The organism is Pectobacterium parvum (assembly GCF_020971565.1).
GTDB lineage: Bacteria > Pseudomonadota > Gammaproteobacteria > Enterobacterales > Enterobacteriaceae > Pectobacterium > Pectobacterium polare.
Window position 1 is genome coordinate 3,343,740 of record NZ_CP087392.1, and the last position, 15,485, is coordinate 3,359,224.

Genomic DNA, 15,485 nt, shown 5'->3' on the forward strand with positions numbered 1-15,485 from the left:
TACACTTGTTGAAGGAGGCACACCGCCAGCTCTGGCCTCGTCAGATGAGAAGTGAAGCATCAATGCGCGAAGTTATTTAGGATTGAGAGCGATATGGAGAATTATGTATCGTGGGATACAGTTAGCATAAAAAAAACCTCTATAAATTTTAACTAGAAATATAAATTTTCTTTTATTAAAATTAATTTTTAGGCCTATTAGTAACACCAAATGGGATATGAACAGATGGTAGAATCGATGATGAAGGTTCTAAATGCAACTTTTGGTCATCAAAGAATATATGTGGTTTCATAACTTCAAGAATTTTTCTTTTTTCCACCCCCCCCATGAAAAAAGCCTCATTAACATTAATATCCCATTCCCTCATAGTATTAATTACCCTTTTATGAGATGGAGCATTTCTCGCCGTTACTATTGATATTCTTAAAATTCTTTTGTACGAAGGATCACTATTTTCAATTTCTTGCTCTAACTTTTGGATATCCGATACTTTCTGCAAAAAATTTTTAAGAGGACCTGGATTATGAGCTATATTTACATTCATTTCCTCATGAGAATGAAAATCAGAAATTTGATTATTTTTTTGGTATATTGCTTCGGCTTCATCATCTGCAATTACCCCATCAAAATCAAAAGCTATCCTCAACTCATGGTCTTGTACATCATCCTTAATATTCCCCTTCAATATTAAACCAGCAGGATACCCCGCAATAACAGCTTGGTTAACATCCTGAGAATTTGCTGATAAAAAAAGTTCGATATCTAAAGCAGGGATATATTTATGGGGTGATCTACCTTGCAGAAAAACAGCCCGCGTTATACCTAAACCATAATTTTCTATTGAATTCATTACCCTTAAACCAGTATCAGGATCATTCCTCGATAACAAAATAACCTCTACAGGAGGATTATTTGGGCTTATTTTATTTAAAGACAATAAACGCCTAATAAATGGAAACGCAACTCCTTTATCCAAAAGTATATCTTGGTTACTTCTTTGGAAGTTACGGTACTCTTCTTCACCCTTATCTCTAAATATATTATCTGATTCTTCCAAATCAAATAATGCGCTTGATGCTAAACCAATAACTAACTTATCTGAAAGATTATAAGGCATAGAATCCCTTAGCAAGATCAGTAAAACTTACAATGATTTTATAAAAATTAACCTGACTAAACGCACTTAACAACCTTTTTATTTATAAAAAAAACCAGCCTCACAAGAGGCTGGTTTTTTTAAGTAACGCTCAATAGTTCAATGCAGCTGTCGCCTACTCCCACTCAATCGTCGCAGGTGGCTTGCCCGATACGTCATAAACGACGCGGGAGATGCCGTCGACTTCATTGATGATGCGGTTGGATACACGGCCGAGGAAGTCGTATGGCAGGTGTGCCCAGTGCGCGGTCATAAAGTCGATGGTTTCTACCGCGCGCAGCGCGACAACCCAATCGTATTTACGGCCATCGCCCATCACGCCCACGGAACGAACCGGCAGGAAGACGGTGAATGCCTGACTAACCTTGTTGTACAGGTCGGCTTTGTGCAGTTCTTCGATGAAGATCGCATCCGCACGACGCAGCAGGTCACAGTATTCTTTCTTCACTTCACCCAGCACGCGCACGCCCAGACCCGGGCCTGGGAACGGATGGCGGTACAGCATGTTGTACGGCAGACCCAGTTCCAGACCAATCTTGCGCACTTCGTCTTTGAACAGCTCTTTCAGCGGCTCAACCAGACCCAGCTTCATCTCTTTCGGCAGGCCACCCACGTTGTGGTGTGACTTGATCACGTGCGCTTTGCCCGTCGCAGAAGCCGCAGATTCGATCACATCTGGGTAGATGGTGCCTTGCGCCAGCCATTTCACTTCTTCTTGCTTGCTGGCTTCTTCATCGAACACTTCAACAAACACGCGACCAATGATTTTACGCTTGGCTTCCGGCTCATCTTCACCCGCCAGCTCGCTCAGGAAGCGATCTTCCGCCGCCACGTGAACAATGTTCAGACCGAAATGATCGCCGAACATTTCCAGAACCTGATCGGCTTCGTTCAGGCGCAGCAGGCCGTTATCGACAAACACACAGGTCAGACGCTCGCCGATCGCACGGTGCAGCAGCATCGCAGTAACGGAAGAATCCACGCCGCCTGACAGACCCAAAATCACGTGATCGTTGCCTACCTGCTCACGAATACGGTTCACCGCATCATCGATGATCTTGGCTGGCGTCCACAACGCTTCACACTGGCAAATATCAAGAACAAAACACTCCAGCATGCGCTGGCCCTGACGGGTGTGCGTCACTTCCGGGTGGAACTGCACGCCGTAAAAACGCTTCTCTTCGTTAGCCATGATGGCAAACGGACAGGTATCGGTACTGGCAACGGTCTCAAACCCTTCAGGGATGGCCGTCACTTTGTCGCCGTGGCTCATCCAGACATCCAGCAACGGTGCGCCATCGGCGCTCAACGCATCCTGAATATCACGCACCAGCGCGCTATCCGTTTTCACTTCTACCTGCGCATAACCAAACTCACGCTCGTTGGAACCTTCAACGTGGCCACCCAACTGCATCGCCATCGTCTGCATGCCATAGCACACGCCTAATACCGGTACGCCAGCATTGAAAACGTATTCTGGCGCACGTGGGCTGCCAAACTCAGTGGTACTTTCCGGGCCGCCGGACAGGATGATCCCGTTCGGATTAAACCCACGAATCTGTGCTTCCGTGACATCCCATGCCCACAGTTCACAGTAAACGCCCAGTTCACGCACGCGACGTGCAACCAGCTGCGTGTACTGCGAGCCGAAATCCAGAATAAGAATGCGGTGTTGATGAATGTTTTGAGTCATGAGGAGCATGTTCCAAAAAGCAAAAGACAAAAGCGAAAAGTAAACCCAGCTAACCGCTCTGCCTTATGCAAAGGCGGAGCGGCGCAAAATAGTACAGGGTTTATTGCGTTAAATCACCTTATGAACCCATACGGTAGTTCGGTGACTCTTTAGTAATGGTAACGTCGTGAACGTGGCTTTCCTGAATGCCCGCGCCGCTGATGCGTACAAACTCAGCCTGCGTGCGCAGTGCGTCGATAGTGGCGCAACCGGTCAGGCCCATGCAGGAGCGCAAGCCGCCCATCTGCTGGTGAACGATCTCTTTCAGGCGGCCTTTATAGGCTACGCGGCCTTCGATACCTTCCGGCACCAGTTTGTCGGCGGCGTTATCGGTCTGGAAGTAACGGTCTGATGAGCCTTTGGACATTGCGCCCAGTGAACCCATGCCGCGATAAGATTTGAATGAACGGCCTTGATACAGTTCGATTTCACCTGGGGATTCTTCCGTACCCGCCAGCATGGAGCCGACCATGACACACGCAGCGCCTGCTGCGATGGCTTTAGCGATGTCGCCGGAGAAGCGGATACCGCCATCGGCGATGACTGGAATACCTGTGCCTTCCAGCGCTTCAACCGCATCAGAGATAGCCGTAATCTGCGGAACGCCCACGCCAGTCACGATACGGGTCGTACAGATAGAGCCAGGGCCGATACCGACTTTCACGGCGCTAACGCCTGCTTCAACCAGCGCTTTCGCACCTGAGCCCGTCGCGACGTTGCCGCCGATGATTTCGAGGTTCGGGTATTTAGCACGTGTTTCGCGAATACGCTGTAATACGCCTTCGGAATGACCGTGTGAGGAGTCGATCAGCAGGACGTCAACGCCTGCGGCAACCAGCGCATCAACACGCTCTTCGTTACCCGCACCTGCGCCAACCGCTGCACCTACGCGCAGACGACCGTGCTCGTCTTTACACGCGTTCGGTTTACGTTCTGCTTTCTGGAAATCTTTTACCGTGATCATGCCGATCAGGTGGAATTGGTCGTCAATCACCAGCGCTTTTTCAACGCGTTTTTCGTGCATTTTTTGCAGCACGACATCACGCGCTTCGCCTTCTTTGACCGTGACCAGACGCTCTTTCGGCGTCATGAACGCGCTAACCGGTTTTTCCAAATCGGTAACAAAACGCACGTCACGACCGGTGATGATACCGACCAGTTCGTTGTCTTTTGCCACCACTGGGTAGCCAGCGAAGCCGTTGCGCTCAGTCAACTCTTTCATTTCACGCAGCGTCGTTTCTGGCGTTACCGTTTGTGGATCAACCACAACGCCACTTTCGTGTTTTTTCACGCGGCTAACTTCTTCAGCCTGACGCTCAATGGACATATTTTTGTGAATAAAGCCCAGACCGCCTTCCTGCGCCAGCGCAATGGCCAGGCCGGATTCGGTAACGGTATCCATCGCTGCGGACAGCATAGGGATATTCAGGCGAATGTTTTTCGTCAACTGCGTGGACAGATCGGCAGTATTAGGCAGAACAGTAGAATGAGCGGGAACCAGGAGGACGTCGTCAAACGTCAGTGCTTCTTTAGCGATACGTAGCATGGGCAATATCTCACCAAGGTGGATGTAAGAATAGATAAAATATTGCCGTGGCATTCTACAGGGCGTAATCGGTTGCCTCCAGCATTATTTTACTAAAATGCTTGATTACCTTTTTCAGGTAGGTAGTATCGATCAATTAAGTGACTGTTTTAAAATTTGATCTGGCTCACAATGTCTCAATTTCCCTCCTCTGCAATTTTTACCGTTAGCCGCCTGAATCAGACGGTCAGACAACTGTTGGAAATGGAAATGGGCCAGATTTGGCTCTCCGGCGAAATCTCCAACCTCTCTCAGCCCTCATCCGGCCACTGGTATTTCACGCTAAAAGACGAACGTGCACAGGTACGCTGCGCGATGTTCCGTACCAGCAACCGCAAAGTGACGTTCCGCCCGCAAAACGGTCAGCAAGTGCTGATTCGGGCGAGCATTACGTTGTATGAACCCCGTGGCGACTATCAGCTACTGGCGGAAAGCATGCAGCCCGCTGGTGATGGCCTGCTACAGCAGCAGTTTGAACAGCTCAAGCACCGCCTCGCTGCCGAAGGGCTGTTCGACCAACAGTTTAAGCAGGTTCTGCCCTCTCCCGCCAAACAGGTCGGCGTGATTACGTCAGCCAGCGGTGCCGCCCTGCACGATATCTTGCAAGTGTTGCAGCGCCGTGATCCGTCACTACCAGTGATTGTGTATCCCACGTCGGTGCAAGGTGCGGAAGCGCCGCTACAGATCGTTCGCGCTATTGAGCTGGCTAACCAGCGGGATGAGTGTGATGTGTTAATCGTCGGGCGCGGCGGCGGTTCGCTGGAAGATCTCTGGAGCTTTAATGACGAACGGGTCGCCCGCGCGATTTTCGCCAGCCGCATTCCTATCGTCAGCGCCGTCGGCCATGAAACCGATGTCACCATCGCCGATTTCGTCGGTGACCTGCGCGCACCCACGCCGTCCGCCGCTGCCGAGTTAGTGAGTCGTAACCAACTTGAGCTATTGCGTCAGATACAGTCCCAGCGCCAGCGCCTGGAAATGGCGATGGATTATTACCTTGCCCAGCGCAATCGGGAATTTACCCGCCTGCACCACCGATTACAGCAGCAGCATCCGCAGCTGCGACTGGCGCGTCAGCAGGCACAGCTGGTTAAACTGCGTCAGCGGTTGGATGACGCCATGCAGCAGCAGCTCCGGCAGACCTCGCGCCGGAGTGAACGCTTACAACAGCGTCTGATGCAACAGCAGCCGCAGACTCGTATTCATCGAGCGCAGCAGCGTTTGCAGCAGCTTAGCTATCAGATGCAAAGTGCAGTAGAACGTCAGTTGAATCAGAACAAGCAAAAGCTAGGCATCGCCTGTTCGCGATTGGAAGGCGTTAGCCCGCTGGCGACGCTGGCGCGTGGCTATAACGTCACCACCGCCCCGGACGGTAAGGTGCTGAAAAACGTCGCGCAAATTTCCCCCGGCGAAACACTGAAAACCCGCTTGCAGGACGGCTGGGTAGAAAGCCAGGTCACGACGCTGGCTCCGAATCCAAATTCCGCGAAAAAGCGGCGAAAACCCTCATCTCCGACGCCAAAATAACGCGAACGGCATAAAATGCGCGAATGGGGATTTGTCCTAAAACAACGGCGATCCTCCATTCTTGTCCCCGCCATCTGAACTATACTTATTCCCAGCTCACTAACTTATATTCACCGTTTTCACCGCACGGGTTATCAGCCTCTGCGCGGTGACGCGGATAGGATAAAAAGACAGTGAGCTTTGTTAATCGTCTGTGTTACCCCTGATGAGCGTTTTCAAGGAGATGAGGTATGAAGTCCAGACCGATTTGTAGCGTGATCCCCCCTTACATTTTGCATCGCATTATCGCAAACGGCACAGACGAGCAGCGCCACTGTGCGCAACAAACGCTGATGCATGTTCAGTCATTGATGGTTAGCCACCATCCGCGCCCGGAACCCCATGAGAAATTACCCGCCGGGCAGGCAAATCGCAGTATTCACGATGCCGAACAGCAACAACAGTTGCCCGGCAAGCTGGTTCGCGCTGAAGGCCAACCCAGCAACGGTGATGTTGCCGTCGATGAGGCCTACAACTATCTGGGCGTAACCTATGATTTCTTCTGGAAGATTTTCCAACGTAACTCGCTGGATGCCGAGGGGCTATCGCTGGCTGGCACAGTGCATTACGGTCAGGATTATCAGAACGCCTTCTGGAACGGGCAGCAGATGGTGTTCGGAGATGGCGACGGCAAAATCTTTAATCGCTTCACGATTGCGCTTGATGTGGTCGCACATGAACTCACTCACGGCATCACCGAAAATGAAGCAGGGCTAATTTATTTCCGCCAGTCCGGTGCGCTCAATGAATCGCTGTCCGATGTCTTTGGCTCCATGGTCAAGCAGTATCATTTGGGGCAAACCGCTGAGCAGGCCGATTGGCTTATCGGTGACAAGCTTCTGGCCGAGGGTATTCACGGCATGGGGCTGCGGTCAATGTCTCATCCGGGCACGGCGTATGATGATGAGCTGCTCGGTATCGACCCCCAGCCCTCTCACATGAACGAGTATGTGAACACGCGTGAAGACAACGGCGGCGTACACTTGAATTCAGGCATTCCCAACCGGGCATTCTATCTTACAGCCATCGCGCTGGGCGGCCATTCATGGGAAAAAGCCGGCCGCATCTGGTACGACACGCTGTGTGATAAAACGCTGCCGCAAAATGCGGATTTCGAAATTTTCGCGCGCCACACCATTCAACATGCCACTCAACGTTTTAACCACACCGTTGCCGATATCGTCATGCAGTCGTGGGAAACAGTCGGGGTGGAGGTACGGCAGGAGTTCTTATGAAAACGCTGCCGGAGCTCAACGACGATGCCATCATTGAGCTAGCGCGTGAAGGGGGATTCGCCTTTATCCCCAAGCTGGCGGGGCCACGACGTTTCGCGCTCGCCAGCGTACCGCCATCCGAACGGGAGCGGATTTGTAACGCGATCCGTAATGCCGCGCCTCAGGCTCGCGAACCCGGTGAACCTGATGGCCCAGGACGTGGCGACCAGTTCTATTACCGCATCCACATCAGCTACTGCCAACCGCAGCAGAATCAATATACCGATATCATTCTGCTGATCCCCGAAGACCGCGCGCCACCGGAGCTGACCGAGCTGTGGCGCAACGGCGTACAGGAGTAACCATTGATTAAGTAATAATGAATTTAATCGGCAGGCGCGTAGCTGAATGCGACTCGCCGTTTGGAAATCATCCCGTGCTGCTGACAAAAATAATCCACCGCACCACAGGCTTTCAGTTCCTGAAGCGAGTGCTTACATTCAGGGCACGCAGCCTCACGCAGATAATCCTGCTGGCAGGCCGTACACTGAAACCGCGCACCACTTTTCCAAGCTAGAGGATGACCACAGCTCGGGCAATTTGCTTCCATATTTATCCTCTCGTTTCACCACGTTCAGGCAGCACATTTCTGTCCAATTCCGGCAGCATAACCACACTTTCCTGCTCGTTGGCGTCAGTGCGGGAAATGACCAGCACGGCGACGTCGTCACTGGGATTATAGGGCAAATGCGGGACGTTCTCAGGGATATAGAGGAAATTGCCTTCGGGTAATTCAATCATGTTTTCAAGCTGTTCCCCGTAATACACACAGGAAATACCGCTCAGCGCGTAAATCGCCGTTTCATGATGTTCGTGCTTATGCGCCTTGCCTTGCGAACGCGGCGGAATCCACGCCAACTGCATATGAAGATGTTGGGCACCCACCGTCTCGCGTGAAATTCCAACCGAGTAAACCAAGCCTTGCTTGCCCTGATACTGGGTCTGCGGGGCAATCCGCTGACAATATACGCCCCGCTCAGAATGATTTTTTTTCATCACTGCGCCTCTGGAAGAAGACTGTCCAAGAGTACGCTATCAAATTCCTGTTCTGTCAGCCAAAAGGCAAGACGTAAGACTCTGTCACTTACTGCAACAGAAGCCAACAGCGCTAAATCACGCCCAGTGAACGTAAAAAGTAGAGCCCGAACGCAATCACAAAGAAGGCTCCCGCCGTCGTCAACCCGATGATATTGGCCGCCAGCGTAGCATTTCCGCCCATCGCACGTGTCATCACGTAGCTGCCTGATGCCGTCGGCGTTGAGGAAAACAGGAAGATAATACCGAGTTCAACGCCCCGGAACCCCACCAGCCATCCCCCGAACGTCAACCCCCCTGGAACGACAAATAGTTTCGCCACAGAAGCAAGCATGGCGACGTTAGATGAACGAAACATGCTGCGCCACTCCAGACTAGCTCCAGCACAGAGTAACGCCAGCGGCAACGCCATTGATGAGATAAAACCGCCCGTTTGCTTTATCACCGCAGGCATCGGCAGTTGGCTCTGCGCATACGCGGCACCACAGAGTAAACCGATAATCAGCGGGTTGGTGGCGATTCCTCGCAATAACATGAGAACGCTGATGCGTTGATCGGGTGACTTACGCTGCAAACTGCGCGTGAGGGTAATCACCGACAGCGCGTTGAACATGATCACCGTGACAACTAAATACAGCGACCCCACCGCCACGCCCTCTTCACCATAGGCGCTCACGGCAAATGCAAGCCCCATAATGCCCGTATTGGAACGAAAACCGCCTTGTACGAAGATGCCACGTTCGGTGGGTTCTTTAATGAGGCGGACGGCAGCAATTTCCAGCAGCAGGAATGTCGCCAGCGTGCCTAACGTGCCATACAGCACCAGCGGCCACTGTTCCGAAAACGATTGATGATTGCTTGCCACGCTGAAAAACAGCAGGCAAGGCAAAGAAAGATTGAACACCAGACGCATCGCTGCATCGCAAAAGGCGTCATTTAGCAGGCCGATTTTGCGCAACGCAACGCCCATAAACAACATCAACAAATTGGGCATCGTGACGTTGAACGCAAAACTCCAGGTTTCCCAGGACATGGCTTTCCTTTGATTATTATTGGTTTCGTCTCTAACAAAACGGGGCGAATATCGCTATTCGCCCCGTAAATAAATCACTTACTTTTTTTAAGATGCGACATCAACCGCTTACGCTTGCGGAGCTGGTTTGGCGTCAGTGTATTGCGCTTGTCTGCAAAGGGGTTTTCCCCTTCTTTAAACTGAATACGAATCGGCGTGCCCATCACTTCCAGCGAACGACGATAGTAGTTCATCAGGTAGCGCTTGTAGGAATCCGGCAGGTCTTTCACCTGGTTACCGTGGATCACCACAATCGGCGGGTTATAACCGCCGGCGTGCGCATATTTCAGCTTCACGCGACGACCGCGCACTAGCGGCGGCTGATGATCGTCTGCCGCCATTTGCATAACGCGGGTTAACATGGCCGTACTGACGCGACGAGTCGCGCAAGAATAGGCTTCGGTTACCGACTCAAACAGATTACCCACACCGCTGCCGTGTAGCGCAGAAATGAAGTGAATGCGGGCAAAATCGATAAAGCCGAGGCGCAAATCGAGCATATCTTTCACCTGATCGCGCACTTCCTGTGACAGGCCATCCCACTTGTTCACTACGATCACCAGTGAGCGCCCACTATTGAGGATAAAGCCCAACAGCGAGAGATCCTGATCGGAAATACCTTCACGCGCATCGATAACCAGCAGAACTACGTTGGCATCTTCAATCGCCTGCAACGTCTTGATCACGGAGAATTTCTCTACCGTCTCCGTCACTTTGCCGCGCTTACGTACCCCTGCGGTATCAATCAGAACGTATTCACGTTCGTCACGCACCATAGGGATGTAGATACTGTCACGCGTCGTGCCCGGCATGTCGTACACCACCACGCGCTCTTCACCCAGAATACGGTTAGTCAGCGTGGATTTACCCACGTTCGGACGCCCGACAATCGCCAGTTTGATCGGCAAATCTTCAGGGTTGAAATCGTCTTCTGCTTCTTCTTCGCTGGCCTTATCTTCCGCTTCTAACGCAGCCCAGTAAGCCGCGTTCTCTTCTTCTTCGGTTAACTCGACCGGCTCTTCTATTTCATCCTGCACGAACGGCAGCAAAACCGTTTCCAGCAGTGACGTCACGCCACGGCCATGAGACGCTGCGATCGCGTACACTTCGCCCATACCGAGCGAGTAGAAATCCGCCGTGACCGTATCTGGGTCGAGGCCATCGGTCTTATTGGCGACCAGCACCGTGGTTTTTTTACGGCTGCGCAAATGTTTGGCAATGCCTTCATCCGCAGGCATCAGCCCCGCGCGAGCATCCACCATGAACAGCACGATATCCGCCTCTTCAATCGCGACCAGCGATTGGCCCGCCATGCGCGTTTCTACACCGTCTTCTGTGCCGTCGATGCCACCGGTATCGACGATAATAAATTCATGCCCTTCCACTTCTGCACGACCATACTTGCGGTCACGAGTCAGCCCAGGAAAATCCGCCACTAATGCATCACGAGTGCGCGTTAAGCGGTTAAATAGCGTGGATTTCCCCACATTCGGGCGCCCGACCAGCGCGACGACAGGTATCATTGTTACAACCTCATTACTTATATTTCAATACGTTACAGCGAAATACTCGCTGACGATAAAAAGACGAAACGGCCCCTGATAATGTCAGGAGCCGTTATACGAGCACACCCAAAAACGCTGTGCTCCAAATCAATACGGGTTACTTAGCGAGTGAACGCGTAGACATCACCGTTTTTCGCCTGAATCAGCAGCTTATCGCTGGCAACCACAGGCTTGCTCAGGAAGCCAGAGCTATCCACTTTTTGCTGCGCTACGAAGCGACCATCCGCCGTATTCAGCCAGTGCAGATACCCTTCGGTATCGCCGACAACCAGATAACCATTATACAGCGCCGGAGCCGTTAAGTTACGGTGCAGCAGATCGCTTTGACGCCACAGGCTCACGCCGCCGTTGGTGTTCAACGCCACGACACGATCGTCCTGATCGACCAGATAGATGCGGTCACCATCAATGATGAAATCATGCACTGACCCCAGTTCACGCTTCCACAGAACCTGACCAGAACGCAGATCCAGCGCGGTCATGTTGCCATTATAACCCAACGCATAAACCACTTCGCCCGCGACCACTGGCGTGGTGTCGACATCATTCAGACGATCGATTTCGGTTGCGCCACTCGGCTGTGAAATACGCTGTTGCCAAATGAGCTGGCCCTGATTGATCATCACGGCGTTCACACGACCGTTATCACCACCCACAATCGCCGCACCAAATGCGGTTGTCGGGGCAGATTCGCCGCGCAGAGACAGCGTCGGCATATCTAAATTGACGCTCCACTTGATTGCGCCATCGGCTTCATTCAATGCCTGCAACATGCCGTTGCTGGTGTGAATCAGCACGACACCGTCGCTGACGACAGGGCGAGACAGCGCTTCACCAGCCACTTTGGTCTGCCATACTGGCGTACCATCTTCCGCGTTCAGCGCATAAACCTGCGCTCTTTCGCTGCCGACATAGACATGGTTACCAGCAACCGTTACGCCGCCGGACAGCAGCGCTGGATTATTGCGGGAGAAGAAATTGGTCTTCTCTGACAGATCCGCGCGCCAAATCTCTTTGCCATCACTCAGATCCATCGCTTTCACGGTGCCACGACGATCGGCAGCAAAAACGCGATTATCCTGCCATGCGGGGTGAAGATTGGAATAAAACTCACCAATCCCGCTCCCAACCGAGCTGTTCCACACCTTGGTTGGCGTGAACTGATTTTCCACCTGCGGCAGTGGAGACATAGTGACAACATCTTCTTCGCTGTTAAACAGCGAACATCCGCTCAGCAGGGCAACAGAAACCAGTCCTACCAAAAGTGTTTTACGCAATTGCATGGAATTCCTCTTAGCTGGACAGGTTATTCAGTTTCATACGCAGTAACGCTTGCTGTGCCTGCGATGGATTAGAAGACAACCCTTTGTTGTAGGCATCGCGCGCAGCCTGATTATCCCCTTTGCTCACCAGGATATCACCACGCACTTCCGCAGCCTGTGACGCCCAACCTTCCAGTTTGATGGCATCCAATGTTTTCAGCGCGTCATCCGCTTTGTTTTCCTGTAGCTGAACCCGCGCCAGACGCAGATTCACCACAGCCAGCAGGTCGGCATCTTTAGTCTGCGACTGCGCCTGTACTAGCTGCTGTGCGGCTTTAGCATAATCTTTCTGATCAACGTAATGACGAGCCAGTTCCAGAGAAGCCAGCGCACCATAGGTATTCTTATTCTCAGCCGTAAATTTCTCAGTTGAAGCAATCGCTTCAGCTTTGCCTTCGGCCAATTGCTCCGTCACCTGCTGATAAGATGCCGATGCCGCCTGCACGCTGTCATTTTGATGGCTTTGCCAGAAACGCCAGCCAACCAGTGCGCCAACACCCAGCACAACACCGACAACTAACGCCTTTCCGTTCTCCGCGAGGAAACGACGTAGTGCATCAACCTGTTCATTCTCTGTGGTATAGACTTCCACGGTGTCTCTCTCCTCAATCCAGTAACGTTGCCAGCCGCGATGCGACGTCGGCCTGTGCCAATGTATCCTGCTCGCCATTGCTCAGGTTTTTAACCACAACCTGACCGGCCGCCACTTCATTTTCGCCTAATACCAATGCGACGCGTGCGCCCCATTTATCAGCACGAGCAAATTGCTTCTTAAAGTTGCCACCACCGTAGTTGGTCATCAGTTTCAACTGCGGCAGCGCGTCACGTAATTTCTCCGCCAGTTGCATTGCCGCAACCTGCGTTCCCGCACCAGAAGAAATCAGATAAGCATCTACGCCTGACTGTGCTTTGAAATCTGGATTGACAGACTGCACCAGCAGAACCAGACGCTCCAGACCCATCGCAAAACCGACCGCTGGCGTCGCGTGCCCGCCCAGCTGTTCCACCATACCATCATAACGCCCACCGGCACAGACCGTGCCCTGCGCGCCCAGACTGGTCGTCACCCACTCAAATACGGTGCGGTTATAGTAATCCAAACCACGAACCAGGCGCGGATTAACGGTATATGGGATGCCGGACTGCGTTAAAAGTTCACCCAGCGCTTCAAAGTGTGCACGTGATTCATCATCCAGATAGTCCGTCAGCACTGGCGCGTCATTCAGCAACACCTGAATCTGCGGATTTTTCGTATCCAGAACGCGCAGCGGGTTGGTGTACATCCGGCGCAAGCAGTCTTCATCCAGCTGATCTTTATGCTGTTCGAGGAACGCCACCAGCGCTTCGCGATAGCGCGAGCGTGCATCTAACGAACCAATCGAGTTCAGTTCCAGCTTCACGTGGTCGGCGATGCCCAGCACACGCCACCAGCGAGCCGTCATCAGGATCAGTTCGGCATCAATGTCCGGCCCTTGCAGACCAAACACTTCACAGCCCAACTGATGGAACTGGCGATAGCGCCCTTTCTGCGGACGCTCGTAGCGGAACATCGGGCCGACATACCACAGCCGCTGTTCCTGATTATAGAGAATACCGTGCTCAATACCGGCGCGGACGCAGCCTGCCGTCCCTTCCGGGCGCAGAGTCAGGCTATCGCCATTGCGATCATCAAAGGTATACATCTCTTTTTCGACGACATCGGTCACTTCACCGATAGCGCGCTTAAACAGCGGCGTTTGCTCGACAATCGGCAAACGAATTTCATTATAGCCGTAGCCGCTGAGCACCTGTTTCAGGCTGTTTTCAATACGCTGCCACAATGCCGTTTCGGCTGGCAGGTAATCGTTCATGCCACGGATGGCTTGAATATTTTTTGCCACGTCAGTTCTCTATGCGTTTTTCAAAAAATAAACCCGATTATAGAGGGATTGCAGTCGCATCTTCAATGCAGGGCATCCCCATCGGGTTCAGGAATCGTTAATTATGCAGGTGACGGCATACCGTCACGCTGTCAGAGTTACTTATCCACCAGATTGACGGTAATACGCTGATTTTCGTCCATCATGGAGGCTTTCGCGCGGATCTTGGCTTCTAACTGATCGATCATCTGTTCGTTATCGAAGCGCTCTCTCTGCCGCACGCCGTCTTCATAGAAGCCGCTCTTGTTGTGTCCACCGGTGACACCAATTGTCGACACCAGCGCTTCACCGGGACCATTCACCACGCAGCCGATAATCGACACATCCATCGGCGTGATGAGATCTTCCAGCCGTTGTTCCAACGCATTCACCGTACCGATCACGTCAAATTCCTGACGAGAACAGGTTGGGCAAGCAATGAAGTTGATCCCTCGAGCACGAATGCGCAGCGATTTCAGGATATCAAAGCCGACTTTCACTTCTTCAACCGGATCGGCCGCCAGCGAGATACGCAGCGTGTCACCAATGCCTTCAGACAGCAGCAGACCGAGGCCGATAGCTGATTTCACCGCACCGCTACGTGCGCCACCCGCTTCGGTAATACCGAGGTGCAGTGGCTGATCGATACGTGAAGCCAGCAAACGATAGGATTGCACGGCAAGGAATACGTCCGAAGCTTTGACGCTAACTTTAAACTGATCGAAGTTCAGACGGTCGAGAATATCGACATGGCGCATCGCCGATTCCAGCAGCGCTTCCGGCGTTGGCTCACCGTATTTTTCCTGCAAATCTTTTTCCAGCGAACCGCCGTTAACACCAATGCGGATCGGGATATTGTTGTAACGCGCGCAATCGACAACCGAGCGAATACGCTCTTCATTACCGATATTACCGGGGTTGATACGCAGACAGTCGACACCGTATTCCGCAACTTTCAGCGCGATGCGGTAGTCAAAATGGATGTCAGCAACAAGCGGAACATTCACCTGCTGTTTGATAAGCTTAAAGGCTTCCGCCGCGTCCATAGTTGGCACGGAGACGCGGACGATATCGACGCCAACACGTTCCAACGCTCTGATTTGGTTAACGGTAGCTTCAACGTCGGTGGTTCGCGTGTTGGTCATGGATTGCACCGCAATCGGCGCACCATCACCAACAGGCACCTTGCCGACGTAAATCCGTGTTGATTTTCGACGGGTTATGGGTGCAGCGTTATGCATTACTTCATCTCCAACATTGCAGTCTTACCTGAACAACAC

14 protein-coding genes are annotated in these 15,485 nt (G+C 52.2%); 3 read left to right on the forward strand and 11 right to left on the reverse strand.

From position 1 onward, the window contains the following. Positions 1-181: 181 nt before the first annotated feature. The 3 genes from LOZ86_RS15020 to guaB form a co-directional block, all read right to left on the reverse strand. Positions 182-1,117, reverse strand: coding sequence for a 5'-nucleotidase (locus tag LOZ86_RS15020; RefSeq protein WP_165708395.1), 936 nt, complete (start codon positions 1,115-1,117; stop codon positions 182-184). A gap of 154 nt (positions 1,118-1,271) precedes the next feature. Beyond that, positions 1,272-2,849 (reverse strand): glutamine-hydrolyzing GMP synthase, encoded by a 1,578-nt coding sequence (gene guaA, locus LOZ86_RS15025; RefSeq protein WP_039486129.1) that lies wholly within the window; start codon positions 2,847-2,849, stop codon positions 1,272-1,274. Positions 2,850-2,967: 118 nt separating this feature from the next. After that, positions 2,968-4,434 carry an IMP dehydrogenase gene (gene guaB / locus LOZ86_RS15030; RefSeq protein WP_005970134.1) on the reverse strand — a complete coding sequence of 489 codons (1,467 nt, stop codon included), beginning with the start codon at positions 4,432-4,434 and terminating at the stop codon, positions 2,968-2,970. Positions 4,435-4,605: 171 nt separating this feature from the next. On the opposite strand from guaB, the gene xseA reads away from it, so the two are divergent. The 3 genes from xseA (at position 4,606) to LOZ86_RS15045 (ending at position 7,615) form a co-directional block, all read left to right on the forward strand. Next, complete coding sequence (gene xseA, locus LOZ86_RS15035; protein WP_039486127.1) at positions 4,606-6,000, forward strand: exodeoxyribonuclease VII large subunit; 1,395 nt, start codon at positions 4,606-4,608, stop codon at positions 5,998-6,000. Between the two features lie 230 nt (positions 6,001-6,230). Then, entirely contained in the window at positions 6,231-7,274 is a 1,044-nt protein-coding gene (locus tag LOZ86_RS15040; protein WP_039486125.1) for a M4 family metallopeptidase, read from the forward strand. Continuing rightward, positions 7,271-7,615, forward strand: coding sequence for a protealysin inhibitor emfourin (locus LOZ86_RS15045; RefSeq protein ID WP_039486123.1), 345 nt, complete (start codon positions 7,271-7,273; stop codon positions 7,613-7,615). The genes LOZ86_RS15040 and LOZ86_RS15045 overlap by 4 nt, the downstream gene beginning before the upstream one ends. Before the next feature lie 23 nt (positions 7,616-7,638). Here the strand turns inward: LOZ86_RS15045 and LOZ86_RS15050 are convergent, their stop codons facing one another. The 8 genes from LOZ86_RS15050 to ispG all read right to left on the reverse strand — a co-directional run bounded on the left by LOZ86_RS15050 (position 7,639) and on the right by ispG (position 15,446). After that, positions 7,639-7,863 carry a zinc ribbon domain-containing protein gene (locus LOZ86_RS15050; protein ID WP_039486120.1) on the reverse strand — a complete coding sequence of 75 codons (225 nt, stop codon included), beginning with the start codon at positions 7,861-7,863 and terminating at the stop codon, positions 7,639-7,641. 2 nt (positions 7,864-7,865) lie between these two features. Continuing rightward, positions 7,866-8,309 carry a cupin domain-containing protein gene (locus LOZ86_RS15055; protein WP_039486119.1) on the reverse strand — a complete coding sequence of 148 codons (444 nt, stop codon included), beginning with the start codon at positions 8,307-8,309 and terminating at the stop codon, positions 7,866-7,868. 112 nt (positions 8,310-8,421) lie between these two features. After that, on the reverse strand, positions 8,422-9,381 hold the full coding sequence (locus LOZ86_RS15060) for an AEC family transporter (RefSeq protein ID WP_039512935.1): 960 nt from the start codon (positions 9,379-9,381) through the stop codon (positions 8,422-8,424). Positions 9,382-9,455: 74 nt separating this feature from the next. Then, positions 9,456-10,943, reverse strand: a complete 1,488-nt coding sequence (gene der / locus LOZ86_RS15065) for a ribosome biogenesis GTPase Der (protein WP_039486115.1) — start codon at positions 10,941-10,943, stop codon at positions 9,456-9,458. A 143-nt stretch (positions 10,944-11,086) separates the two neighbouring features. After that, positions 11,087-12,268 (reverse strand): outer membrane protein assembly factor BamB, encoded by a 1,182-nt coding sequence (bamB, locus tag LOZ86_RS15070; RefSeq protein WP_039486113.1) that lies wholly within the window; start codon positions 12,266-12,268, stop codon positions 11,087-11,089. Positions 12,269-12,278: 10 nt separating this feature from the next. Further along, a complete protein-coding gene (locus LOZ86_RS15075; RefSeq protein ID WP_039486112.1) occupies positions 12,279-12,899 on the reverse strand; it encodes a YfgM family protein in 621 nt (206 codons plus the stop codon). Positions 12,900-12,912: 13 nt separating this feature from the next. Further along, entirely contained in the window at positions 12,913-14,187 is a 1,275-nt protein-coding gene (hisS, locus tag LOZ86_RS15080) for a histidine--tRNA ligase (RefSeq protein ID WP_039512938.1), read from the reverse strand. A 137-nt stretch (positions 14,188-14,324) separates the two neighbouring features. Continuing rightward, positions 14,325-15,446: a flavodoxin-dependent (E)-4-hydroxy-3-methylbut-2-enyl-diphosphate synthase gene (gene ispG, locus LOZ86_RS15085; protein WP_039486108.1), complete on the reverse strand. Its 1,122-nt coding sequence runs from the start codon at positions 15,444-15,446 to the stop codon at positions 14,325-14,327. Positions 15,447-15,485: the final 39 nt, after the last annotated feature.

Coding starts and splice junctions, on each gene's coding strand:
- bamB (WP_039486113.1), bottom strand. CDS start 12,268: ATGCAATTGCGTAAAACACTTTTGGTAGGACTGGTTTCTGTTGCCCTG.
- LOZ86_RS15045 (WP_039486123.1), top strand. CDS start 7,271: ATGAAAACGCTGCCGGAGCTCAACGACGATGCCATCATTGAGCTAGCG.
- LOZ86_RS15040 (WP_039486125.1), top strand. CDS start 6,231: ATGAAGTCCAGACCGATTTGTAGCGTGATCCCCCCTTACATTTTGCAT.
- guaA (WP_039486129.1), bottom strand. CDS start 2,849: ATGACTCAAAACATTCATCAACACCGCATTCTTATTCTGGATTTCGGC.
- LOZ86_RS15020 (WP_165708395.1), bottom strand. CDS start 1,117: ATGCCTTATAATCTTTCAGATAAGTTAGTTATTGGTTTAGCATCAAGC.
- guaB (WP_005970134.1), bottom strand. CDS start 4,434: ATGCTACGTATCGCTAAAGAAGCACTGACGTTTGACGACGTCCTCCTG.
- LOZ86_RS15055 (WP_039486119.1), bottom strand. CDS start 8,309: ATGAAAAAAAATCATTCTGAGCGGGGCGTATATTGTCAGCGGATTGCC.
- ispG (WP_039486108.1), bottom strand. CDS start 15,446: ATGCATAACGCTGCACCCATAACCCGTCGAAAATCAACACGGATTTAC.
- LOZ86_RS15050 (WP_039486120.1), bottom strand. CDS start 7,863: ATGGAAGCAAATTGCCCGAGCTGTGGTCATCCTCTAGCTTGGAAAAGT.
- der (WP_039486115.1), bottom strand. CDS start 10,943: ATGATACCTGTCGTCGCGCTGGTCGGGCGCCCGAATGTGGGGAAATCC.
- LOZ86_RS15060 (WP_039512935.1), bottom strand. CDS start 9,381: ATGTCCTGGGAAACCTGGAGTTTTGCGTTCAACGTCACGATGCCCAAT.
- xseA (WP_039486127.1), top strand. CDS start 4,606: ATGTCTCAATTTCCCTCCTCTGCAATTTTTACCGTTAGCCGCCTGAAT.